We start from the raw sequence: 22,034 nt of genomic DNA on the forward strand, positions 1-22,034 counted from the left end.
TCCGACCGCATGCTCGACTGGAATCCCGCGCTCTACCGTCGCTACGAGGACGAGCGCACCCGGCCCGCACAGGAACTCCTGGCGCGGGTGCCGCTCACCGGGGCGGCCCGCGTGGTCGACCTGGGCTGCGGACCGGGCAATTCCACCGAGCTGCTGGTCAGGCGGTTCCCGGCGGCGCAAGCCGTCGGGACCGACAACTCCGAGGCCATGCTGGCCAGCGCGCGCGAGCGGCTGCCGCAGGCGACCTTCGAGTTGAGCGATATCGCGACCTGGGCGCCGCGTTCCAAGGAAGAAGCGCCCGATCTCATTTACGCCAACGCGTCCCTGCAATGGGTGCCCGATCACGCAACGCTGATCCCGCGCCTGTTCGACGCGCTGGCCCCGGGTGGCGTGCTCGCCATCCAGATGCCCGACAACCGCCAGGAGCCCACGCACCGGCTGATGCGCGCGGTGGCCGCCGAAGCCCCCTGGGCCGAGGCCATCGGCGATGCCGACCGGCTGCGCACCCTGTTGCTCGACCTGGGTGGCTACTACGACCTGCTGGCGCCGCGCGCGGCCCACGTGGACGTCTGGCACACCATCTACCAGCACCGCATGGCGGATGCCGCATCCATCGTCGAATGGGTGCGCGGCACGGGGCTGAAGCCCTTCGTCGACCGCCTGCCGGCAGACCTGCAGGCCAGCTACCTGGCCGAGTACCTGCGCCGCGTGGACGAGGCCTACCCGCCCCGGGCCGACGGCAAGCGGCTGCTAGCCTTTCCGCGCATGTTCATCGTGGCGCAAAAGGGCGACAAGGCATGACGAACGCAGTCCATCCCGCCCAGGTGCTGCTCGGTGCGCAGGCCGGCGCGGTGACGCTGCCCGTGTGCGACCACTACAGCGGCGTCGAAGCGCGCATGAGGAAGAGTCTCGCGCTCCAGGCCGAAATGGCCGAGGAGTTCGGCGCCTGCGTGTTCGACGTCACCCTCGACTGCGAAGACGGCGCCCCCGTGGGCGGCGAGGCCGAGCATGCCGCGCTCGTCACCGAACTGGCGCTGGCCGCCGCGCCCGGCATGCGTGTCGGCGTGCGCGTGCACCCGGTCGACCACCCGGCGTTCGTCGGCGACGTGATCACCATCGCCGGGCGTGCCGCCGAGCGCCTGAGCCACCTGATGGTGCCGAAGGTCGAGTCGGTGGCCGACGTGTTGCAGGCCGTCGCGGCGCTCGACGCGGCCGATGCCGGCACGCTGCCGCTGCATGTCCTCATCGAATCGCCGCTGGCCGTTCACAACGCCTTCGACATCGCCGCCCACCCGCGCGTGCAGTCGCTGAGCTTCGGCCTGATGGATTTCGTGTCGGCCCACGCCGGCGCCATTCCGGCCGACGGCATGGGCGCGGCGGGACAGTTCAGCCACCCGCTGGTGGTGCGCGCCAAGCTGGCCATCGCGTCGGCGGCGCATGCCTGGGGCAAGGTGCCGTCGCACTGCGTGGTCACCGAGTTCAACGACACCGATGCCATGCGCATCGCGGCCCGCAGGGCGGCGACCGAATTCGGCTATACGCGCATGTGGAGCATCCACCCCAGCCAGATCCGCCCGATCCTCGAGGCTTTCGCGCCCGACGAGGCTCAGATTCAAATTGCCACAAAAATCCTTGTAAAGGCGGCAGCGGCGGATTGGGCGCCGACACAAATTGATGGCACATTGCACGACCGCGCGAGTTATCGCCATTTCTGGCAAGTTCTGACGCGCGCCCACGCAACAGGGCGCGCATTGCCCTCCGAGGCGAAAGCCTGGTTTGCATTCGCGGCCTCCTGAAACCATCCAAACCCAGCCTCAAGGAAACCCACACATGAAGAAAATTGCCCTGATCGCCGCTGTTGCGCTGGCGTTGCCGTTCGCCGCCATGGCGCAGAACGCCACCCCGGCCGCAAAGCCTGCCGCCAAGACCGCAAAGGCCGACGCCAAGAAGGCGCCTCCCAAGCGCCAGGTCACCCGCAAGGCTGCCAAGGCTGTCGAGGAAGTCACCCCCATCGCCGACGAGACCAACATCGTGCTCACCGACGCCGACCTGGCCGTCGCCCAGCGCGTGTCCATCGGCAAGGCCCAGTGCGAACTCGGCGCCGACGTGACCGTGACGCCCGACGAGAAGAAGCCCGGCTTCTTCAACATCACCACCAAGGGCCTGAAGTACCGCATGCACCCGGTCGAAAGCCGCACCGGTGCCATCCGCCTCGAAGACCCGCGCGCCGGCGCCATGTGGCTCCAGCTGGGCAACAAGTCGATGCTGATGAACCAGAAGGCCGGCCTGCGCATTGCCGATGAATGCCAGACCGACGCGCAAGTCGCGTTCGCCGCCGAAATGAAGAAGAACCCGCCGAAGGCCCTTTTTGAAGGTGCGGACGGCGCGAAGTAAGCGTACCGACCAAAACGGGGTGCGGCGCGGCTCTTGCTTGACCGCTGGAGCCGCCTCGCTCGCCCGTCAGACCAGTTTCCGGAGAAAAAAAGATGTTGCAAGCCTACGTTGACCATGTTGCCGAACGCGCCGCGCTCGGTATCCCGCCGCTGCCCTTGAGCGCGAAGCAGACCTCTGAAGCCATCGAGCTCCTCAAGAGCGCGAACGCCAAAGACGGCGCCTTCCTGCTCGATCTGCTCACCCATCGCGTGCCCGCCGGTGTCGACGACGCCGCCAAGGTCAAGGCGAGCTACCTCGCGGCCGTGGCCCACGGCACCGAGAAGAGCGAGTTCATTTCGCGCGCCCGCGCCACCGAACTGCTCGGCACCATGCTCGGCGGCTACAACATCAGCCCCATGATCGACCTGCTCGACGACGCCGAAGTCGGCGCCGTGGCAGCAGAAGGCCTGAAGAAAACCCTGTTGATGTTCGACCAGTTCCACGACGTCAAGGAAAAGGCCGACAAGGGCAACGTGCACGCCAAGGGCGTGCTGCAAAGCTGGGCCGACGCCGAGTGGTTCACCAGCCGCCCCGAAGTGCCCGAAAGCATCACCGTCAGCATCTTCAAGGTGGCTGGCGAAATCAACACCGACGACCTGTCGCCCGCGCCCGACGCGACCACGCGTCCCGACATTCCGATGCACGCCCTGGCGATGCACAAGAACGCGCGCCCCGGCATCGTCCCTGAAGAAGACGGCAAGCGCGGCCCGGTGAAGTTCATCGAAGACCTGCGCGCGCGCGGCCACCTCGTGGCCTACGCCGGCGACGTGGTCGGCACGGGTTCGTCGCGCAAGAGCGCCACCAATTCGGTGCTGTGGTTCACCGGCGAAGACATTCCCTTCGTTCCCAACAAGCGCTTCGGCGGCGTCTGCCTGGGCGGCAAGATCGCCCCCATCTTCTACAACACCATGGAAGACTCGGGCGCACTGCCCATCGAGCTCGACGTGGCGCAGATGAACATGGGTGACGTGGTCGAACTGCGCCCCTACGAAGGCAAGGCGCTGAAGGACGGCAAGGTCATCGCCGAATTCACCGTCAAGAGCGACGTGCTGTTCGACGAAGTGCGCGCCGGCGGCCGCATTCCGCTGATCATCGGCCGCGGCCTCACCACCAAGGCGCGTGAAGCGCTGGGCCTGCCCGTGTCGACCCTGTTCCGCCTGCCGACCAGCCCGGTCGACACCAAGAAGGGCTTTTCGCTCGCACAGAAGATGGTCGGTCGCGCCTGCGGCCTGCCCGAAGGCCAGGGCGTTCGCCCGGGCACGTATTGCGAACCCAAGATGACCTCGGTCGGCTCGCAGGACACCACCGGTCCGATGACGCGCGACGAGCTGAAGGACCTGGCCTGCCTGGGCTTCTCGGCCGACCTCGTGATGCAGTCGTTCTGCCACACGGCGGCGTACCCGAAGAAGGTCGACGTCAAGATGCACCACGAACTCCCCGAGTTCATGGCCAACCGCGGCGGCGTGTCGCTGCGACCGGGCGACGGCGTGATCCACTCGTGGCTCAACCGCCTGCTGACGCCCGACACCGTCGGCACCGGCGGCGACAGCCACACCCGTTTCCCCATCGGCATCAGCTTCCCCGCAGGTTCCGGCCTGGTCGCCTTCGCGGCCGCCACCGGCGTGATGCCGCTGGACATGCCTGAATCGGTGCTCGTGCGCTTCAAGGGCAAGATGCAGCCCGGCGTGACGCTGCGCGACCTGGTCAACGCCATTCCGCTGTACGCCATCAAGGCGGGCCTGCTGACCGTGGCCAAGCAAGGCAAGAAGAACATCTTCTCGGGCCGCATCCTCGAGATCGAAGGCCTGCCCGACCTGAAGGTGGAACAAGCCTTCGAGCTGAGCGATGCTTCGGCCGAACGTTCGGCCGCCGGTTGCACGGTGCACCTGAACAAGGAGCCGATCGCCGAGTACATCAACAGCAACATCACGCTGATGAAGTGGATGATTGCCGAAGGCTACGCCGACGCGCGCACGCTCACACGCCGCATCGCCGCCCAGGAAGCCTGGCTGGCCGACCAGCAACTGCTTCAGGGCGATGCCGACGCCGAGTACGCTGCCGTCATCGAGATCGACCTGGCCGAGATCCACGAACCCATCGTGGCCTGCCCGAACGACCCCGACGACGTGAAGACGCTCAGCGACGTGGCCGGTGCCGTGATCGACGAAGTGTTCATCGGTTCGTGCATGACCAACATCGGCCACTTCCGCGCAGCCTCCAAGCTGCTCGAAGGCAAGCGCGACATCCCGGTCAAGCTGTGGATCGCGCCGCCGACCAAGATGGACGCGCAGCAACTCACCGAAGAAGGCCACTACGGCGTGTTCGGCAATGCCGGTGCCCGCACCGAAATGCCGGGCTGCTCGCTGTGCATGGGCAACCAGGCCCAGGTGCGCGAAGGTGCCACGGTGATGTCGACCAGCACGCGCAACTTCCCCAACCGCCTGGGCAAGAACACCAACGTGTACCTCGGCTCGGCCGAGCTGGCCGCCATCTGCTCGCGCCTGGGTCGCATCCCGACCAGGGAAGAGTACATGGCCGCCACGGGCGTGCTCGATGCCTCCAGCGCGCAGATCTACCAGTACCTGAACTTCGACAAGATCGACGACTACAAGGTGAGCGAAACCGCAGCGGCCTGCTGATCCGCCCGGTGCCTTTGCCAAGAAAAAGCCCCGCTTTGCGGGGCTTTTTCTTGGGCGCAAGCCTGTGCCGGCGCCTCAGGCCGGCGGGTCGTTGGACTTCAGGTACTCCTGGCCCTTGAGCACCATGGAGGCCCCGACCGGGCCGCCCACCGCATGCGGCAGCGAGGCCACCAGGGAGCTGGCGAAGTCGCCCCCGTAGAGCTTGGAGCCCTGGTGCGTCAGGTTCGAGTTGGCATCGATGTACACCGACTCGCTCAGCCCCGACCACAGGCGGCAGAACCCATAGTCTTCCGAGAGGTAGCGCCGCGTCTGCGGATCGACCATGACGTCGAAGAAGCGGTAGTGCAGGCCCAGGTCGGCGTCGCCGATGCCGTCGGGCACGTAGCGCAGGTCGGGGTAGCTCGCCATGAGCCTTTCGAACATGCCGCGCTTGATGGCCATGAAGCCGGTCGGCGCCTCGGTCATCTTCATGAAGCCGTCGGGCTGCACGTCGAGCTCGACCTTCGCGCTGGTCTCCGACGCCTTTGCATTGACCGTGTAGCGCGTGAACGTGGCTTCGAACTGCTGGCGCGTGGTGCCCGCGGCCACGCCCTCGGCGGGCCAGTTTTCCCGCTTCAGCGGGTACACGCCGGCGGCGATGTCGTAGTCGGCCAGCAGCAGCCGGAACGCCGCCTGCGCCGAGAACCCGATGTCGGCGTCGATCCAGAACAGATGGGTCCAGTGCGGGTTGGCCAGGAACTGCGCCACGCAGTTGTTGCGCGCCCGGGTCACCAGGCTTTCGCCCTGGTGAAAGAGCACCTGCAGGCGCATGCCGGCGCGCTCGGCCTCGATGGCGAAGTTCATCATCGATACGACGTAGTTCTGGAAGAACTTGCCGTCGTGGCTCGGCGTGACGACCACGGGAAAGAACTGGGCGAGCGCGGCGGGTTCAAGCATGAAAAGGTCCGGTTAGCGGGCGGGGCGCTGCAAGAGGGCGAGCAGCAGGGCGTTGTAGAGCTCGGTGGCTGCCGGGTTGCCGGGCAGGTAGCGTGCGATCAGGCCGCGCTGGCGTTCGCGGTAGGCCAGGGCCTGCGCATCGTGCGTGTCGATGGCTTCGAGCAGGCGCGCGCAGCCCCCGGCCACGTCGTTGTCGGCGTAGTAGTAGCCCAAGTCCGCGCACAGGTGTGCGTTGTGCACCAGCGCATAGCCCTGCCAGCAGGTTTCCAGGTAGAAGTAGTTCAGCGGGTTCTCCCACTGGTGCGAGACCACGATGTCGGTGTTCTGCGCCAGGAAAACGGGCGTCTCGTGCCGTCCCAGGAACACCGCCTTGTGCTGGCGCACCAGGTCGAGCTGGTTCATCAGCGAGATGAATTCCATGTTGCCTGTTGCCATGCGTTCGGTGTTGGTGACCTGCAGCAGTTCGATGGCCTCGGGCCGCGCGCGATACGCCAGTTCGGCGATGAGCACCGGGTAGAGGCAGAACTTCACCACGTCGATGTTGGGCTCCATGACGCTGAGCCTGCGCGGGCCGCTGCGCGGCTGGTAGACGCCGGCGCCGGGCAGGGTGCGGGCGCGTTCGTCCAGGAACACCGGGCTCCAGACGAAGGGCACGGCGCGTGCCTGGGCGCGGCGCAGCACCTCGAAGTAGGGCTGGCTGATGTGCGCCACCTGCGGAACCATCCAGATGTCGTCGTAGCGCTGGTTCACGAAGAGGTTGGAACCCCAGAGGGGCCGGTCGAACAGCATGGACTCCATCGCATGCACGTACTCGAAGCCGCAGCAGTAAGACACCAGCCGCGCACCGCGGCGCTTGAGGTGGTCGGTTTGCGCTGCATCGATCTGGCCGCCGAGCTCGATCAGCACGTCCACGCTGTCCTTGGCCGATTCGAAGCTCAGGGTGGGCCAGCGTGCCTGGTCCCAGGGCAGGGCGGGGGTGATGGGGGTTGCGGTGGTGTTGACCAGAACCACGGACTCGACAGCGGGACAATGCTTCAGCGCTTCTGCCAGGAACACGGCGTTCTGCTTGATGCCGTTGTTCCACAGGGTTTCGGCTTCGTGGTGGAGGCCGATGGTGACGCCGACTCGAAGCCTGGCTGCGGAATTCATCTCTTTGCCTTGCAATTGTTAATTGATGGCGGCGATGGCGGCGATGGCGCGGCTTGAATTGAAACGGTGGAAATTCACTTCCCGGCAGCCGGCGAATTCTTGGATCTGCAAGCTGCAATGCCTGCCCGCGCCTGCAAAAGTGTAGGCGCAGCAGCAGGTGGGCGAAATCTGTTTCTTCGGGAGAAATTGGCGGAACGAGCTGCCGCTTCCATCGGCGAACTCAATCCTCGGCATGCATTGCCGAATTGCGCGCGACTCTTTTTTGGGTACACACTGCGCGACCATGCGAATTGGCATCTCGGTCCTCACCCACGCCGGCCAGAACATCTGGGAAAACGGCATGGGCCAGAACGTGCTGTTCCTGGCCGAGTTGCTGCAGCGCATCGAATTCGTCGAATCGGTGACCTTGGTCGACGCCGGTGATCAGCCGAACATGCCGCCCCAGGTCGACCTGGCCGCGAGGGGGCTGGCTTTAGGGCGCGCCCGGGAGCTGACCGACGCGTTGGACGTGGTCATCGAAATGGCCGGCGCGCTCAACGTGCAATGGCTGTCCTACTTCCGCGCCTGCGGCGGCCGTGTCGTTTTCCACTGTGTGGGCCAGCCCTTCGTGGCGCTCGCAGAGCCCATCGTGTTCACCGACAAGGGCCACTTCAGCCGGCCCGACCGCTGCGACGAGGTGTGGCTGCTGCCCAAGGACGAGGTGTTCACGCCGATGATGCGCACGCTGCACCGGTGTCCCGTGTTCGAGGTGCCCTACCTCTGGTCGTCCCAGTTCCTGGCCCAGCGCATCGCGGAGGTCGAGACCGCGGGATGGCGCTTCGGCTATACGCCGCGCACACCCGCGCAGCCCGGGTTTCGGGTGGCGATCTTCGAGCCCAACATCTCGGTGGTGAAGTCCAGCAGCATCCCCATGCTGGTCTGCGACGGTGCCTACCGGGCCGAGCCGGCCGCAGTGACGTCGATGCAGGTGCTCAACACCCTGCACATCAAGGACCACCCGACCATGCTGTACCTGGCGAACTCGCTGGACCTCGTGCGCGCGCACAAGGCGGTCTTCCACGGCCGCAACGACTTCGCAGGCTTCATGGTGCAGTATGCCGACGCGGTGGTCTCGCACCAGTGGCAGAACGAGCAGAACTACAGCTATCTCGATGCGCTGTACGGCGACTACCCGCTGGTGCACAACTCGCCCTGGCTGCGCGACGCGGGCTACTACTACCCGGACTTCGACATCGCCGCCGGTGCGCAGCAATTGCTGCAGGCCGTGCGCACGCACGACGCGCAACTCGACGACTACCGCGCGCGCTCGCGGCGCGTGTTCGCGTCGGTCGACCCGCTCAGCCCCGCGAACGTCGACGGCTATGCGCAGCGCCTGCTGCACCTCGTGGGCGGCAATGCCGCGTTCCGCGCCGACAAGGCGAGCGCGGCATGAGCGAAACGGCACGCACCGCCATGCCGGCCAGGCTCAAGGTCGGCGTTTCGATCTTCATCCGCAAGGGCGAGCAGAGCCTGTGGGAGAACGGCGTCTACCAGAACTGCCTGTTCCTCGTGATGCTGCTGCTGCGTTCGCCGCGCGTGCAGAGCGCCGTGCTGGTGGCCGGCGGCGGCGACGGCGGGCCCGCGGACGCCACCGGCTTCCTGGCCGATTCGCCGGTGCCCATCATCGACATGGCCACCGCCGCCCAGGAACTCGACCTGATGATCGAGATGAGCGCGCAACTGGCGCGCGAATGGTCGGTGGCGTTCCGCGGCAAGGGCGGCAAGATCGTCTCGATGCGCGTGGGCAACGACTACGTGATCGACATCGAACGCATGATCTTCGACAAGCCGCACGGCCTGCTGATCTCCGGTGCGCCGTACGACGAGGTCTGGACCATTCCCGAGTACGAAAGCTCGTGCAAGCCCTACTTCGAGGCCACCTTCCGCGCGCCGGTGCGGCTGATGCCGCACCTGTGGAGCCCGATGGTGCTGGAGCGTGCCATGGCCCGTGCGCCCGAGGGCGCGGCCTTCGCCTACGAGCCCGGACGCCAGCAGTGGCGCGTGGCCATCTTCGAGCCCAACATCTGCCTGGTGAAGACCAGCTTCATTCCCATGCTCGGCTGCGAGGCGGCGCACCGCGCGCAGCCGCGGCTGATCGAAAAGATGTGGGTCTACAACAGCTTCCACCTGAAGGAGAAGCCGCTGTTCGTCGGTTTTGCGCAGAGCCTGGACATCGTGCAGCACGGGCTGGCGACCTTCGAGGGGCGCTATCCGGTGTACCAGGTCATGCCGGGCAAGATCGACGCGGTGTTTGCGCACCACTGGGAGAACGCGCAGAACTACCTCTGCTACGAAGCCCTGTACGGCGGCTACCCGCTGGTCCACAACTCGCACCTCATCGGCGGCTGCGGCTACCGCTATCACGGCTTCGACTGCGAAGAGGGTGGGCGGGCGCTGCAGCGCGCCTTTGCCGAGCACGACGCCGACCTGCCGGCCTACCGTGAGCGCGCACGCCGGTTCATTGCCACGCTGGCCCCCGAGGGCGAGGAGAACGTGCGCGTCTACACGGCCGCCATCGAGAACCTCTACGCGCAAGGATCGCAATGAAACCCACCCAGACATTGCAGCGACTGCTGTCCGCCGTTCTCGCGGGGGTCGCCGCCGGCGCCGCGCTTGCGCAGGGCGTGCTCGTGCCGCAGGCGCCCCCGGCGGCGGCGCAGGACACGCTCACGCGCGCCGCCACCAGCGTGGGTGTCAAGCGCTGCCTGCCTGCCATCTCCCGGCTGTCCGCGCTCACGGTGCAGGGCAGCCGAAGCCACGACGTGCTGCTCGACTGGGACCGCAGGCGCCCGGATGCGGGGCCGATGTTCTCGCTCATCGGCATCCAGTACCCGAACGCCGGCGTGGCGGCGTCGATCACGGCGATTCCCGACGACAGCGGCAACTGCACCGTGTCGGCGGAGCGCATCTCGGTGGCGCCCTTCACTTGCGAGAGCGTTGCGCAGCAGGAACTGGCCGGCTACCGCATGACCCGGCTGCTGCCCAACTTCGCCGTGTACACCGACGACCGGGAGCCCACTTCGTCGGTCTCGCTGATCGACTCGCCGCCGGGCTGCCTGGTCATCCGGCGCTATGTGGAGTACGGCTGGAAAGACCCCGGCACGGTGCCGGCTGCGGCCACCGCGGCCCCTTCCGCCCCCCAGACGGGGCAGACGCCCAGGAAGCGCTGATCGCGCCTGTCCGACACGCAGGGACGTCCTTGACCGGCCCGCGGGGCCGGTAACAAGTCCCAACAATGATGACAATCCGCGCGCCTTGCCGCGGAAGGAGACGCACCATGCTTCTGGCGACACTCATCGGTCGATGGGCCATGCAGCCATTTTCCAAGGCGCTCCCGCCGCTGGGCGACACCGAGCGTGCGGCGCTCGAGGCCGGCACCGTCGGTTTCGAAGGGCGGCTCTTCTCAGGCAATCCCGACTTCGACGTGCTGGCCGAGATGGGACCGAACCAGCTCACCGGCCGAGAGCAGGCCTTTCTGGAGCGCGAGGTGCGCGAACTCTGCCGCATGCTCGACGACCATGCCATCGACCAGGCGCGCGACCTGCCGCCCGAGGTGTGGCGCTACCTGCGAGAGAAGCGCTTCTTCGGAATGATCATTCCCGAAGACTTCGGCGGGCTGGGCTTCAGCCATTTCGCGCATGCCACCGTGGTCACGCGCATCGCCACCGTCAACACGGCCACTGCCGTCACGGTGATGGTGCCCAACTCGCTCGGCCCCGCGGAGCTGCTGCTGCGCTACGGCACCGACGCGCAGAAGGACCACTACCTGCCACGCCTGGCGGACGGCCGGGAGTTGCCGTGCTTCGGCCTGACCTCGCCCTATGCGGGCTCCGACGCGGCATCGATTCCCGACCGCGGCGTGGTGGTCGAGCGCGAGTTCAATGGGCGCATGACGCGCGGCTTTCTGGTCGATTTCGACAAGCGCTACATCACCCTGGCCCCGGTCGCCACCGTGGTCGGCCTGGCCTTCCATGCGGTCGACGAAAGCAGGCCCGAGGGCAAGCGCGAACTCGGCATCACCTGCGCGCTGATTCCCGTGCCGCATGAAGGCATGGAGATCGGCCGGCGCCACCGCCCGATGGACAGCGCCTTCATGAACGGCCCCATCCGCGGCCGGCAGGTGTTCGTGCCGATGGAATGGATCATCGGCGGCGAGAAGCAGGTCGGCCAGGGCTGGCGCATGCTGATGGAGTGCCTGGCCGCGGGCCGCGCCATTTCACTGCCCGCGCTGGGCTCGGCCATGCAGCAGACCGCGCTGTACGTGAGCAACGGCTACGGCCAGATCCGCGAGCAGTTCGGCATGCCGGTGGGCAGGTTCCATGCCATTGCGGGGCTCGTCGCGCGGATGTCCGCCGAGCTGTATGCGACCGATGCCGCCCGGCGCTTCACCGCCGCCGCGCTCGACAAGGGCGAGCAGCCCAGCGTGGCCAGTGCCATCCTGAAGGTGCAGCTGACCGAGGCGGGGCGACGCGCGGTCAACCACGGCATGGACATCCTCGGGGGCAAGGGCATCATCGCCGGCCCTTCGAACCTGCTGGGCGTGTCGTACCGGCAGGCGCCCATCGCCATCACGGTGGAGGGCGCGAACATCCTCACGCGCGCGCTCATCGTGTTCGGGCAGGGCGCGGTGCGCTGCCACCCGCATGTGCTCGACGAAATGGCCGCGGTGCAGGCCCATGACGAGGCCGCGCTGGGCCAGGCGCTGATCGCGCACGGCAAGCACGTGGCGGCGAACCTGTGGCACAGCCTGTTCGGCGCGCCGGTGCTCGGCGAGCCGCCCGAAGACCTGATGCACGAGGCGAAGCTGCTGGCGCGCATGAGCGCGAAGTACGCGTTCACGGCCGACCTGGCCATGGGCATGCTCGGCGGCAAGCTCAAGCGCATGGAGCTGCTGTCCGCACGGCTGGGCGACGTGCTGGCGCACCTCTACCTGGCCAGTTCCTGCATCTGGCGCTACCGCGTGGACGCGGCGCCCGAGATGCTGCCTTTCGCGCGGGCCGCCATCCGCCTGCAGCTGGACGAGGCCGGCAAGATTCTGCGCGACCTGTATGCCAACCTGCCGACGGCCGGCCGGCGCGTGATGGGCGCGCTGGTGCTGCGCGGCACCGCGCACCTGGCGCCGCTGCGCGATGTGCAACTGCTCGAACTGGCCGAGCTGCTGCGCAAGAACCCGCGCACCATGGCGCGCCTGGCGCCCGACCTCAGCGAGCCCGCCCCGGGCGGACTGCGCGACCTGATGCATGCGATGGAACTCGGCGAGCAACTCGGCGACACGACGGCCGCGCTCAACAAGGTGCTGCGCCGCACGAACTCGCTCGAAGCGGCGGCCCGCTCGGCGCCCGACCCGGCGCTGGCACTGGCCTACCTGAAGGCGGCCGACAAGGTGATCCAGGTGGACGACTTCGAGGGCCCCGCGCAGCAGCGTGCGGAACTCAGCCGTTCGACTGCGCCGCCAGTGCCGTCAGCGCCGCCGCCGTCCGTTCGTCCGCCGGAAAGAACGACTCCACCGCCAGTTCCTGCAATGTGACGTCCACCGGCGTGCCGAAGATGGTGATGGTGCTGATGAAGCTCAGCACCCCGTTCGGCGTGACCAGCTGGAACGGCACCGCCACGGCCGACAGCGCCGTGTCGATGGCTGGCGCGTCGTGGCTCACCTTGGGCGCGGGGTAGGCCGCCAGTTCGTCGTGCAGCGCCTGAAGCGTGGCGTCGCCCGTGGCGGCAATCTGCTGCTGCAGCCGCTCGAGCAGGTGGGTGCGCCATTGCGCGAGGTTGGCGATGCGCGGTGCCACGCCATCGGGGTGCAGGCTCAGGCGCAGCACGTTGATGGGCGCGCGCAGCAACTCGGGCGCGGCGCCTTCCATCAGCATCGGCACCAGCGCGTTGTGCGCCACCAGGTTCCAGTGGCGGTCCACGGCCAGCGCGGGGAAGGGTTCGTGGCCCTTGAGCACCAGGTCGACCGCGCGGCGCGCGGCCGCCATGGCCGGGTCGTCCAGCGAGCGCTGGCGGTACATCGGCGCGAAGCCGGCCGCCACCAGCAGCGCATTGCGTTCGCGCAGCGGCACCTCCAGCCGCTCGGCCAGGCGCAGCACCATCTCGCGGCTGGGCGCGGCGCGCCCGGTTTCCACGTAGCTCAGGTGCCGGGTCGACACGTCCGCCTCCTGCGCCAGGTCGAGCTGGCTCAGGCGACGGTGCGTGCGCCAATGGCGCAGGTGCGCGCCGAACGGATCGCGCGCGCCGGGCAGGCCGGGCTTGGTCGGGTGGGGGCGGGGGGTGTTCATGAGGCTGCATTCTGTCGCGGCGGCGGCGCGCCGCCATGACCTCCCAGGTCATCGACGACATACCCGGCGGCCGGAATCATTGGCTCCAACGCGGCAGGACTGGCTTGCGGCGTATCCACCCGGTGACCACCCCCAGGAGATTCACATGTCCGTCTTTGCTTCCCCCCGCTTCCTGCCCCACGTGATGTGGGCCGACGCCGCCTCCTGCGCCGTGACCGGCGCGCTGCAGGTGGCCTTCACCGGCGCGCTGGCCGCGCTCACCGGCCTGCCGGCGCCGCTGCTCATGGGCACGGGCGTCTTCCTGCTGGTGTATGCGGCCGCCGCCGCGTTCATGGCCGGCCGCCGCACGCCGCCGCGCACGCTGATCGGCCTGGTGGTCTTCGGCAACATCGGCTGGGCGGCGGCCTGCATCGCGCTGCTGGTGAGCGGCATGTTCGCGGTCACCGCCGTGGGCGTGGCCTGGGTGCTGGCACAGGCGGTGTGCGTGATCGTGCTCGCCGAGCTGCAATGGACCGGCCTTCGCCGCGCCCGCAGCCGCGCCGGCATGGCGCTGGCCTGAACGCAGGCGACGCGAGAGGTGCCGGCAACGCCCGTCTACCCGGCATTTCTCGCTATGAGGAACATGGCGCGGAGGGAGCGCGAGAGGGAAGACCGACTACAACAGCTGACATTGTTCCCCGCTATCCTTGAGGAGCTTCCACGAACAAACAGGAGTTCCTCTATGGCCAAAGCACCGGCTCACGCCTTTGCGTCCACCCTCAAGACCTTCAAGACCGCATCGGGCAAGTCCGGCAAGTACTGGTCCCTGAAGGAGCTGGCCAAGCAATACCCGACCATCGAGCGCCTGCCGGTCTCCATTCGCATCGTGCTCGAATCCGTGCTGCGCAACTGCGACGGGCAGAAGGTCTTGCCCAAGCACGTCGAAGAGCTGGCGCACTGGGCCCCCAATGCAGAACGCACCGACGAAATTCCCTTCGTCGTCACCCGCGTGGTGCTGCAGGACTTCACCGGCGTGCCACTGCTGGCCGACCTGGCTGCCATGCGCAGCGTGGCTGCCAAGCTGGGCAAGTCGCCCAAGACCATCGAGCCGCTGGTGCCGGTGGACCTGGTGGTCGACCACTCGGTGATGGTCGACTACTACGGCACGCCCAAGGCGCTCGACCTGAACATGAAGCTGGAGTTCCAGCGCAACAACGAGCGCTACCAGTTCATGAAGTGGGGCATGCAGGCCTTCGACACCTTCCGTGTCGTGCCGCCGGGCTTCGGCATCGTCCACCAGGTCAATCTCGAGTACTTTGCACGCGGCGTCTATACGAGCCCGCACGACAAGGCCGAGGTGCCCACCTACTACCCCGACTCGCTGGTCGGCACCGACAGCCACACCACCATGATCAACGGCGTGGGTGTGGTCGGCTGGGGCGTGGGCGGCATCGAGGCCGAGGCGGCCATGCTGGGCCAGCCGGTCTACATGCTCACGCCCGACGTGGTGGGCTTCGAGCTCACCGGCAAGCTGCGCGAAGGCGTGACCGCCACCGACCTGGTGCTGTTCGTCACGGCCATCCTGCGGGCTGAAAAGGTGGTGGGCAAGTTCGTCGAGTTCTTCGGCCCCGGCGCCGCGTCCATCGCCGTGCCCGACCGCGCGACCATCGGCAACATGGCGCCCGAGTACGGCGCGACCATGGGCTTCTTCCCGGTCGACGACATGACCGTGGCGTACTTCGAAGGCACCGGCCGCACCAAGGAAGAGGTCGAGCGCTTCGCCGCCTACTACAAGGCGCAGGGCCTGTACGGCATGCCCGCGCCCGGCGACATCGACTACACCAAGATCGTGCGCCTCGACCTGGGCACCGTGTCGCCCAGCCTGGCCGGCCCGAAGCGCCCGCAGGACCGCATCGACCTGGGCCACCTGGCCACCAAGTTCTCGGAGCTCTACAGCAAGCCCAACGACGCCAACGGCTTCAACCAGCCGGCCGACAAGCTCAAGCTGCGCTACCCGCTGGTCACCGCGCCCCAGGGCAGCGACGACGAAGCCGCCGCGCTGCCCGCCGGTTCGCCGCGCGACGTGGTCGAGATGGTGGCCAACCGCTCGACCAAGGCTGCCGCGCACACCAGCGCCACCGCACCGAGCGCCCCCAAGGGCCAGGTCACCATCGGCAATGGCGACGTGCTGATCGCGGCCATCACCTCGTGCACCAACACCTCGAACCCGAGCGTGATGCTGGCTGCCGGCCTGCTGGCCAAGAAGGCGGTGGAGGCGGGCCTGACGGTCAAGCCGCACATCAAGACCTCGCTGGCGCCGGGTTCGCGCATCGTCACCGAATACCTCGAGAAGGCCGGCCTGCTCACGTACCTGGAAAAGCTCGGCTTCTACCTGGCCGGCTACGGCTGCACCACCTGCATCGGCAACGCCGGCGACCTGACGCCCGAGATCAACGAGGCCATCACCAAGAACGACCTCGTCGGCGCGGCCGTGCTCTCGGGCAACCGCAACTTCGAGGCGCGCATCCACCCGAACCTGAAGGCCAACTTCCTGGCTTCGCCGCCGCTGGTGGTGGCCTTTGCCATCGCCGGCAACGTCATGACCGACCTGATGACCGAGCCCGTGGGCAAGGGCAAGAACGGCAAGGACGTGTACCTGGGCGACATCTGGCCCACGCCGAAGGAGATCGACGACAACCTGCGCTACGCCATGAACGCCAAGTCGTTCCGCGCGAACTACGACAAGGTCAAGACCGACCCGGGCAAGTTCTGGAGCAGCATCAAGGGCACCGACGGGCAGGTCTACGACTGGCCCAAGTCGACCTACATCGCCGAGCCGCCGTTCTTCGAGGGTTTCAAGATGAAGCCGCACGCCAGCGACGCGGGCTTCAAGAGCGCGCGCATCATGGCGCTGTTCGGCGACTCGATCACCACCGACCACATCTCGCCGGCCGGCTCCATCAAGGACAGCTCCCCTGCGGGCATCTGGCTCAAGGCGCATGGCGTGCCCAAGGCCGACTTCAACAGCTACGGCTCGCGCCGCGGCAACCATGACGTGATGATGCGCGGCACCTTCGCCAACGTGCGCATCAAGAACCTCATGATTCCGCCGGACGCCAACGGCACGCAGGAAGAGGGCGGCGTCACGCTGTTCCAGCCCGGCAACCAGAAGATGTTCATCTACGACGCCGCCATGAAGTACATGGAAGAGGGCACCCCCACGGTGGTGTTCGGCGGCGAGGAGTACGGCACCGGCTCGTCGCGCGACTGGGCCGCCAAGGGCACCCAGCTGCTGGGCATCAAGGCCGTGGTGGCGCGCAGCTTCGAGCGCATCCATCGCGCCAACCTGGTCGGCATGGGCGTGCTGCCGCTGCAGTTCCGCGGCGCCGATTCTTGGCAGACGCTGGGCCTCACCGGCGACGAGAAGATCGACGTGGTGATCGGCAGCGAGCTCAAGCCGCAGATGGACGTGAAGCTGGTCGTGCACCGCCCCGACGGCACCCACCAGGAGGTGACGGTGCGCCTGCGCATCGACACGCCGATCGAGGTCGACTACTACAAGCACGGGGGCATCCTGCCGTTCGTGCTGCGGCAGCTGCTGTCGGCTTGACGCCTTGATCCTTTGCTGCGGATAGGGCTCATCTCCGACACCCACGGCCTGCTGCGCCCGCAGGCCGTGGCAGCCCTGCAGGGCAGCGACTTCATCGTGCACGGCGGGGACATCGGCGATGCCGGCATCCTCGACGCGCTGCGCGCCATGGCGCCGCTGACGGTGGTGCGCGGCAACAACGACCGCGGACCCTGGGCCGAGGGCATTGCCGAGACCGAGCGCGTGGCGTTCGGCGGCATGCATCTTCATGCCCTTCATGACCTTGCGCTGCTCGACATCGACCCGGCCGCCGCCGGCGTGCGCGTGGTCGTCTCGGGCCATTCGCACAAGCCGAAGATCGAGGAGCGCGGCGGCGTGCTCTACGTCAATCCGGGCAGCGCGGGACCGCGCCGTTTCACCTTGCCCATCGCGGTGGCCGAGTTGCTCATCGACGGCGACGCCGTCAGCGCGCGCATCGTCGAACTCGCCGTCTGAGCGGTCGGTGAGCGAGGCCGGGCAATCATTACCATTCGGCAAGCAAAGACCACAAATGAGAATGCATCTTATTTGATGGGTTATCCTCGTTCGCTCCTCCGTGGAGCCAACGCCAAGCGCTGCTGAACGTGCCGGCTCCGGAGGGCTTTTTCTGCCCTGGATCCCGAAGCCGATGCTCATTCCCTTTCTCATCATGCTGCGCGAAGGCATCGAAGCCGCGCTGATCGTCGGCATCGTTGCCAGCTACCTCAAGCAAAGCGGACGCGGCGCGCTGATGTCCGCGGTGTGGGTCGGCGTGCTGCTGGCCACCGCGCTGTCTTTGTTCGCGGGCGCGGGCCTGCAATTGCTGGCGGCGGAGTTTCCGCAGAAGCAGCAGGAACTGTTCGAGGGCGTGGTCGGGCTCATCGCCGTGGTCATGCTGACCTCGATGGTGTTCTGGATGCGCAAGGCCGCGCGCTCCATCAAGGGCGAGCTGCAGGCCTCCATCGACAAGGCGCTCACCCGGGGCGCGGACGGGCAGGGCTGGGCGCTCATCGGCATGGTGTTTCTCGCCGTGGCGCGCGAAGGGCTGGAGTCGGTGTTCTTCCTGCTGGCCGTGTTCCAGCAGAGCAGCGGCTGGGAAGCGCCCGTGGGCGCGCTGGCCGGCATCGCCGTGTCGGTGGCGATCGGCTGGGGCCTGTATTCGGGCGGCGTGCGGCTCGACCTGCGCCGCTTCTTCCGCTACACGGGCCTGTTCATTCTTCTGGTGGCCGCGGGCCTGCTGGCCGGCGTGCTGCGCAAGCTGCACGAGGGCGGCGTGTGGAACCACCTGCAGGCCGTGGTGTTCGACATGAGCGAGACGCTGCCGATGGACAGCCCCGTGGGCGCCGTGCTCTCGGGCCTGCTGGGCTACCAGGCCGCGCCCGTGGTGGGCGAGGTGATCGTCTACCTGGCCTTCCTGGCCGTGGCCCTGTTCTTCTTCCTGCGCCCGGCCCCCGCCGCGGCGCCACGCGCGGCTGCGGCCGGCTGAAACGCTGTCATGTCCTCTCCCGAAACCAAAGCCCCTTCGTCCACCCTCATGCGCGTGGCGGTGGCCGCGTCGGCCCTGCTGGTCGTGGCCGGCCTCGCCGCCTTCTGGTACGCCTCGAACGAGGCCAGGAAGGCGCCGGCCAAGGCCGCCGACAACGCCGTGACCGTCACCATCCAGGGCAACGCCTGCGACCCCAACGAGATCACCGTGCCCGCGGGGCGCACCACCTTCACCATCGTCAACAAGTCGAACCGTGCGCTGGAATGGGAAATTCTCGACGGCGTGATGGTGGTGGAAGAGCGCGAGAACATCGCGCCGGGCTTCTCGCAGACCATGACCGTGAAGCTGCAGCCGGGCGAGTTCGCCATCACCTGCGGCCTCCTGAGCAACCCGCGCGGCAAGCTGCGCGTCACGCCCTCGGCCGCGTCCGACGCAGAGGCGGCGCGGCCGTCGCTGGTCAACTACGTGGGCGCGCTGGCCGAGTACCAGGTGTTTCTGCGGCTGGAAGCCGGCTCGCTCGACGACGCGGTGCGCGCACTGGCCGACGCGGTGAAGGCGGGCGACCTTCAACAGGCGAGGGCGCTCTACGCGCCGGCGCACCAGGCCTACAAGCGCATCGAGCCGATGGCCGAGCTGTTCGCCGACCTGGACACGCGCATCAATGCGCGCGCCGACTACTTCGAGAAGCGCGAGGCCGATGCCGGCTTCACCGGCTTCCACCGCATCGAGTACGCGCTGTACAGCCAGAACGACGTGAAGTCGCTGGCGCCCGTGGTCGAGCAGTTGCTGGCCGACATCGGCGTGCTGAAGGAGCGCCTGCGCGCGCTGAACATGCCACCCGAACGGCTGGCCGGTTCGGCGTCGAAGCTGCTGCGCCGCGTGGCCGACAACCTGCCTGCAGGCGGCGAAGACCACTACGGCCATGCCGAGCTGGTGAACCTGCAGGGCACCTACGAAGGCACGAAGAAGATTTCCGAACTGCTTCAGCCGCTGCTGGTGAAGGCCGCGCCCGCGCTGCAAAAGAGCGTGGACGAACGCTTCGCGGCCTTCGACGCCGCACTGGCGCCTTACCGCGAAGGCGAGGGCTTCAAGCCCGCGCCGCTGGACGAGGCGCAAAGAAAGGCACTGGCCGAACCCGTGCGCGCGCTGGCCGAGGAACTCGGCAAGGTGAATGCCGCGCTCGGGCTGGAATGAGTCGAAAGCGAGACCGCAAGCAAGAACCCCCCATGGAAAAGTCGAAGAACGCAACCGTCGCCCCCCAAGGGCAACCCGCCTCCCCGCACCGCCGCCGCATGCTCGGCGCCGCCGGCGTGGCATTCGCAGGCCTGGCCGCCGCGGCCCACTCGGCCCACTCGGCCCCTGCAGCCGGCACGCCCGACAGCGGCGCCCAGGTCACCGACGCGCCCGAAAGCACCCACACGCAAGACCGCGTGCCCTTCCGCGGCAAGCACCAGGCGGGCATCGTCACGCCGCGCCCGGTGGCCGGCATGGTTGCCTCCTTCTTCGTGCTGGCCGAGAACCGCGCCGACCTGGAGCGCCTGTTCCGAACGCTCACCGAGCGCATCGCCTTTCTCACGCAGGGCGGCCCGCAGGCCGACCCCGATCCCAAGCTGCCGCCCGCGGGCTCCGGCATCCTCGGGCCGGTGGTGCAGCCCGACGGGCTGACGGTGACGGTATCGGTCGGCACCTCGCTGTTCGACGAGCGCTTCGGCCTCGCGAAGAAGAAGCCGGTGCGCCTCAACCAGATGCAGCGCCACCCGAACGACGCGCTGGACGCCGCGCTGTGCCACGGCGACCTGTCGATCCAGTTCTGCGCCAACACACCGGACACCAACATCCACGCGCTGCGCGACATCATCAAGAACACGCCCGACCTGCTGGTGCTGCACTGGAAGCAGGAAGGCACCGTGCCGCCGATTCCGGCCGTGCCCGGCAAGCCTTCGGAGAGCGCGCGCAACTTCCTGGGCTTTCGGGACGGTTCGGCCAACCCCGACTCGGCCGACAACAAGCTCATGGACAGCATCGTGTGGGTGCAGCCCGGCGGCGACGAGCCGGCCTGGGCCGTGGGCGGCAGCTACCAGGCGGTGCGCATCATCCGCAACTTCGTGGAGCGCTGGGACCGCACGCCGCTGCAGGAGCAGGAGGCCATCATGGGCCGCCTGAAGCCCACCGGCGCGCCGATGGACGGCGGCAAGACCGAGCACGACGTGCCCGACTACGCCAAGGACCCCGAAGGCAAGCGCACGCCGATGGACGCGCATATCCGCCTGGCGAACCCGCGCACCAAGGCCTCGGACAAGAACCTCATGCTGCGCCGGCCCTTCAACTACTCGAACGGCGTCACCAAGTCGGGCCAGCTCGAAATGGGGCTGCTGTTCATCTGCTACCAAGCCAACCTGGAGAACGGCTTCATCGCCGTGCAGACGCGCCTGGACGGCGAGCCGCTCGAGGAATACATCAAGCCCATCGGCGGCGGCTTCTTCTTCACGCTGCCGGGCGTGCAGGACGCGCAGGACTGGCTGGGCCGTTCGCTGCTGGCTGCCTGAGCGGCATTCGCTCGCCGCCCCCAAGTTTTTTTCACGACCTCGAACATTCAGGAGATCCATGACCGTGCAGTTCCGCCGCCACTTCCTCGCCACTTTCGTCGCCGGTTTCGCCGGGCTCTACGCCGTGGGCGCACAGGCCGCCGTGTCGCCGCTCGAGTTGGTCGGACCGATCTCCGACTACAAGATCTACGTGGCCGAGAACGTGCGCAAGCTGGCCGCGGACGTGCGCGCCTTCACCGCCGCGGTGAAGGCCGGCGACATCGAGAAGGCGAAGAAGCTGTACGCGCCGACGCGCACGAGCTACGAGCGCATCGAGCCCGTGGCCGAGCTGTTCAACGACCTCGACAAGGCGATCGACTCGCGCGCCGACGACCACGAGAAGGCCGAGAAAGACCCGGCCTTCGGCGGCTTCCACCGCATCGAGTACGGCCTGTGGACGCAAAAGAGCACCAAGGACCTGAACCCCGTGGCCGACAAGCTGCTGGCCGACGTGCTGGAGCTGCAGAAGCGCCTGGTTGCGCTGACCTTTCCGCCCGAGAAGGTGGTGGGCGGCGCCGCGGTGCTGATGGAGGAGGTGGCCGCCACCAAGATTTCGGGCGAGGAGAACCGCTACAGCCACACCGACCTGTGGGACTTCCAGTCGAACTTCGAGGGTGCCTTCAAGATCGTCGAGCTGCTGCGCCCGCTGGTGGTGAAGGAAAACAAGGCCTTCTCGGACAAGACCGACGCCAACTTCAAGGTGGTGTTCGACACCCTGGCCAAGTACAGGACGGCCGACGGCGGCTTCGAAACCTACGCGAAGCTCACCGAACGCGACCGCAAGCTGCTGGCCGGCCGCGTCAACACGCTGGCCGAAGACCTGTCGAAACTGCGCGGCATGCTCGGGCTGAACTAGGCTCGCCCCCAGGCTTCGCGCACTTCGAGTCGCTGCTCCTACCCCCT

General features: G+C 67.6%; 19 protein-coding genes. 15 read left to right on the top strand and 4 right to left on the bottom strand.

What is annotated here, in order from left to right; all coding sequences use genetic code 11:
- Nucleotides 1-9: 9 nt before the first annotated feature.
- The 4 genes from tam to ACSFBM_RS03120 all read left to right on the top strand — a co-directional run bounded on the left by tam (nucleotide 10) and on the right by ACSFBM_RS03120 (nucleotide 5,072).
- Nucleotides 10-801: a trans-aconitate 2-methyltransferase gene (tam, locus tag ACSFBM_RS03105; RefSeq protein ID WP_435483083.1), complete on the top strand. Its 792-nt coding sequence runs from the start codon at nucleotides 10-12 to the stop codon at nucleotides 799-801.
- A complete protein-coding gene (locus ACSFBM_RS03110; protein WP_435483084.1) occupies nucleotides 798-1,796 on the top strand; it encodes an HpcH/HpaI aldolase/citrate lyase family protein in 999 nt (332 codons plus the stop codon). The genes tam and ACSFBM_RS03110 overlap by 4 nt, the downstream gene beginning before the upstream one ends.
- A 34-nt stretch (nucleotides 1,797-1,830) precedes the next feature.
- Entirely contained in the window at nucleotides 1,831-2,394 is a 564-nt protein-coding gene (locus ACSFBM_RS03115) for a hypothetical protein (protein WP_435483085.1), read from the top strand.
- 92 nt (nucleotides 2,395-2,486) lie between these two features.
- Entirely contained in the window at nucleotides 2,487-5,072 is a 2,586-nt protein-coding gene (locus tag ACSFBM_RS03120) for a bifunctional aconitate hydratase 2/2-methylisocitrate dehydratase (protein WP_435483086.1), read from the top strand.
- Nucleotides 5,073-5,147: 75 nt separating this feature from the next.
- Here ACSFBM_RS03120 and ACSFBM_RS03125 read toward each other — a convergent pair whose 3' ends face one another.
- The 3 genes from ACSFBM_RS03125 to ACSFBM_RS03135 are packed head-to-tail and all read right to left on the bottom strand — an operon-like array spanning nucleotide 5,148 to nucleotide 7,454.
- A complete protein-coding gene (locus ACSFBM_RS03125) occupies nucleotides 5,148-6,008 on the bottom strand; it encodes a hypothetical protein (RefSeq protein ID WP_435483087.1) in 861 nt (286 codons plus the stop codon).
- Between the two features lie 12 nt (nucleotides 6,009-6,020).
- A complete protein-coding gene (locus ACSFBM_RS03130) occupies nucleotides 6,021-7,157 on the bottom strand; it encodes a DUF2827 domain-containing protein (RefSeq protein ID WP_435483088.1) in 1,137 nt (378 codons plus the stop codon).
- A gap of 18 nt (nucleotides 7,158-7,175) precedes the next feature.
- Nucleotides 7,176-7,454, bottom strand: coding sequence for a hypothetical protein (locus ACSFBM_RS03135; protein ID WP_435483089.1), 279 nt, complete (start codon nucleotides 7,452-7,454; stop codon nucleotides 7,176-7,178).
- Here ACSFBM_RS03135 and ACSFBM_RS03140 point away from each other — a divergent pair.
- The 4 genes from ACSFBM_RS03140 to ACSFBM_RS03155 all read left to right on the top strand — a co-directional run bounded on the left by ACSFBM_RS03140 (nucleotide 7,441) and on the right by ACSFBM_RS03155 (nucleotide 12,723).
- Nucleotides 7,441-8,589 (top strand): DUF2827 domain-containing protein, encoded by a 1,149-nt coding sequence (locus ACSFBM_RS03140; RefSeq protein WP_435483090.1) that lies wholly within the window; start codon nucleotides 7,441-7,443, stop codon nucleotides 8,587-8,589. The genes ACSFBM_RS03135 and ACSFBM_RS03140 overlap by 14 nt on opposite strands.
- Nucleotides 8,586-9,743 carry a DUF2827 domain-containing protein gene (locus ACSFBM_RS03145; protein ID WP_435483091.1) on the top strand — a complete coding sequence of 386 codons (1,158 nt, stop codon included), beginning with the start codon at nucleotides 8,586-8,588 and terminating at the stop codon, nucleotides 9,741-9,743. The genes ACSFBM_RS03140 and ACSFBM_RS03145 overlap by 4 nt, the downstream gene beginning before the upstream one ends.
- Complete coding sequence (locus tag ACSFBM_RS03150; RefSeq protein ID WP_435483092.1) at nucleotides 9,740-10,366, top strand: hypothetical protein; 627 nt, start codon at nucleotides 9,740-9,742, stop codon at nucleotides 10,364-10,366. Before ACSFBM_RS03145 ends, ACSFBM_RS03150 begins: the two co-directional genes overlap by 4 nt.
- 107 nt (nucleotides 10,367-10,473) lie before the next feature.
- On the top strand, nucleotides 10,474-12,723 hold the full coding sequence (locus ACSFBM_RS03155) for an acyl-CoA dehydrogenase (protein WP_435483093.1): 2,250 nt from the start codon (nucleotides 10,474-10,476) through the stop codon (nucleotides 12,721-12,723).
- On the opposite strand, the gene ACSFBM_RS03160 is transcribed toward ACSFBM_RS03155, so the two are convergent.
- A complete protein-coding gene (locus tag ACSFBM_RS03160; RefSeq protein ID WP_435483094.1) occupies nucleotides 12,629-13,474 on the bottom strand; it encodes a helix-turn-helix domain-containing protein in 846 nt (281 codons plus the stop codon). The two genes, ACSFBM_RS03155 and ACSFBM_RS03160, sit on opposite strands and share 95 nt — an antisense overlap.
- Nucleotides 13,475-13,619: 145 nt before the next feature.
- On the opposite strand from ACSFBM_RS03160, the gene ACSFBM_RS03165 reads away from it, so the two are divergent.
- The 7 genes from ACSFBM_RS03165 to efeO (ACSFBM_RS03195) all read left to right on the top strand — a co-directional run bounded on the left by ACSFBM_RS03165 (nucleotide 13,620) and on the right by efeO (ACSFBM_RS03195) (nucleotide 21,987).
- Nucleotides 13,620-14,033 carry a hypothetical protein gene (locus tag ACSFBM_RS03165; RefSeq protein WP_435483095.1) on the top strand — a complete coding sequence of 138 codons (414 nt, stop codon included), beginning with the start codon at nucleotides 13,620-13,622 and terminating at the stop codon, nucleotides 14,031-14,033.
- Between the two features lie 162 nt (nucleotides 14,034-14,195).
- Nucleotides 14,196-17,063 (top strand): aconitate hydratase AcnA, encoded by a 2,868-nt coding sequence (gene acnA / locus ACSFBM_RS03170; RefSeq protein ID WP_435483096.1) that lies wholly within the window; start codon nucleotides 14,196-14,198, stop codon nucleotides 17,061-17,063.
- Between the two features lie 12 nt (nucleotides 17,064-17,075).
- The gene (locus ACSFBM_RS03175) at nucleotides 17,076-17,537 is read left to right on the top strand and encodes a metallophosphoesterase family protein (protein ID WP_435483097.1); all 462 of its coding nucleotides are present in this window, start codon (nucleotides 17,076-17,078) and stop codon (nucleotides 17,535-17,537) included.
- Between the two features lie 172 nt (nucleotides 17,538-17,709).
- Nucleotides 17,710-18,546 carry an iron uptake transporter permease EfeU gene (gene efeU, locus ACSFBM_RS03180; protein ID WP_435483098.1) on the top strand — a complete coding sequence of 279 codons (837 nt, stop codon included), beginning with the start codon at nucleotides 17,710-17,712 and terminating at the stop codon, nucleotides 18,544-18,546.
- 9 nt (nucleotides 18,547-18,555) lie between these two features.
- Complete coding sequence (gene efeO / locus ACSFBM_RS03185) at nucleotides 18,556-19,740, top strand: iron uptake system protein EfeO (protein ID WP_435483099.1); 1,185 nt, start codon at nucleotides 18,556-18,558, stop codon at nucleotides 19,738-19,740.
- A gap of 32 nt (nucleotides 19,741-19,772) precedes the next feature.
- The gene (gene efeB, locus ACSFBM_RS03190) at nucleotides 19,773-21,092 is read left to right on the top strand and encodes an iron uptake transporter deferrochelatase/peroxidase subunit (protein ID WP_435483100.1); all 1,320 of its coding nucleotides are present in this window, start codon (nucleotides 19,773-19,775) and stop codon (nucleotides 21,090-21,092) included.
- Between the two features lie 58 nt (nucleotides 21,093-21,150).
- Complete coding sequence (gene efeO, locus ACSFBM_RS03195; protein WP_435483101.1) at nucleotides 21,151-21,987, top strand: iron uptake system protein EfeO; 837 nt, start codon at nucleotides 21,151-21,153, stop codon at nucleotides 21,985-21,987.
- The last annotated feature ends 47 nt before the right edge of the window (nucleotides 21,988-22,034 follow it).

Origin of the sequence: Variovorax pasteuri, assembly GCF_051216435.1 — a bacterium.
Classification (GTDB): domain Bacteria; phylum Pseudomonadota; class Gammaproteobacteria; order Burkholderiales; family Burkholderiaceae_C; genus Variovorax.

Coding starts and splice junctions, on each gene's coding strand:
- tam (WP_435483083.1), top strand. CDS start 10: ATGCTCGACTGGAATCCCGCGCTCTACCGTCGCTACGAGGACGAGCGC.
- ACSFBM_RS03110 (WP_435483084.1), top strand. CDS start 798: ATGACGAACGCAGTCCATCCCGCCCAGGTGCTGCTCGGTGCGCAGGCC.
- ACSFBM_RS03115 (WP_435483085.1), top strand. CDS start 1,831: ATGAAGAAAATTGCCCTGATCGCCGCTGTTGCGCTGGCGTTGCCGTTC.
- ACSFBM_RS03120 (WP_435483086.1), top strand. CDS start 2,487: ATGTTGCAAGCCTACGTTGACCATGTTGCCGAACGCGCCGCGCTCGGT.
- ACSFBM_RS03125 (WP_435483087.1), bottom strand. CDS start 6,008: ATGCTTGAACCCGCCGCGCTCGCCCAGTTCTTTCCCGTGGTCGTCACG.
- ACSFBM_RS03130 (WP_435483088.1), bottom strand. CDS start 7,157: ATGAATTCCGCAGCCAGGCTTCGAGTCGGCGTCACCATCGGCCTCCAC.
- ACSFBM_RS03140 (WP_435483090.1), top strand. CDS start 7,441: ATGCGAATTGGCATCTCGGTCCTCACCCACGCCGGCCAGAACATCTGG.
- ACSFBM_RS03135 (WP_435483089.1), bottom strand. CDS start 7,454: ATGCCAATTCGCATGGTCGCGCAGTGTGTACCCAAAAAAGAGTCGCGC.
- ACSFBM_RS03145 (WP_435483091.1), top strand. CDS start 8,586: ATGAGCGAAACGGCACGCACCGCCATGCCGGCCAGGCTCAAGGTCGGC.
- ACSFBM_RS03150 (WP_435483092.1), top strand. CDS start 9,740: ATGAAACCCACCCAGACATTGCAGCGACTGCTGTCCGCCGTTCTCGCG.
- ACSFBM_RS03155 (WP_435483093.1), top strand. CDS start 10,474: ATGCTTCTGGCGACACTCATCGGTCGATGGGCCATGCAGCCATTTTCC.
- ACSFBM_RS03160 (WP_435483094.1), bottom strand. CDS start 13,474: ATGAACACCCCCCGCCCCCACCCGACCAAGCCCGGCCTGCCCGGCGCG.
- ACSFBM_RS03165 (WP_435483095.1), top strand. CDS start 13,620: ATGTCCGTCTTTGCTTCCCCCCGCTTCCTGCCCCACGTGATGTGGGCC.
- acnA (WP_435483096.1), top strand. CDS start 14,196: ATGGCCAAAGCACCGGCTCACGCCTTTGCGTCCACCCTCAAGACCTTC.
- efeU (WP_435483098.1), top strand. CDS start 17,710: ATGCTCATTCCCTTTCTCATCATGCTGCGCGAAGGCATCGAAGCCGCG.
- efeO (WP_435483099.1), top strand. CDS start 18,556: ATGTCCTCTCCCGAAACCAAAGCCCCTTCGTCCACCCTCATGCGCGTG.
- efeB (WP_435483100.1), top strand. CDS start 19,773: ATGGAAAAGTCGAAGAACGCAACCGTCGCCCCCCAAGGGCAACCCGCC.
- efeO (WP_435483101.1), top strand. CDS start 21,151: ATGACCGTGCAGTTCCGCCGCCACTTCCTCGCCACTTTCGTCGCCGGT.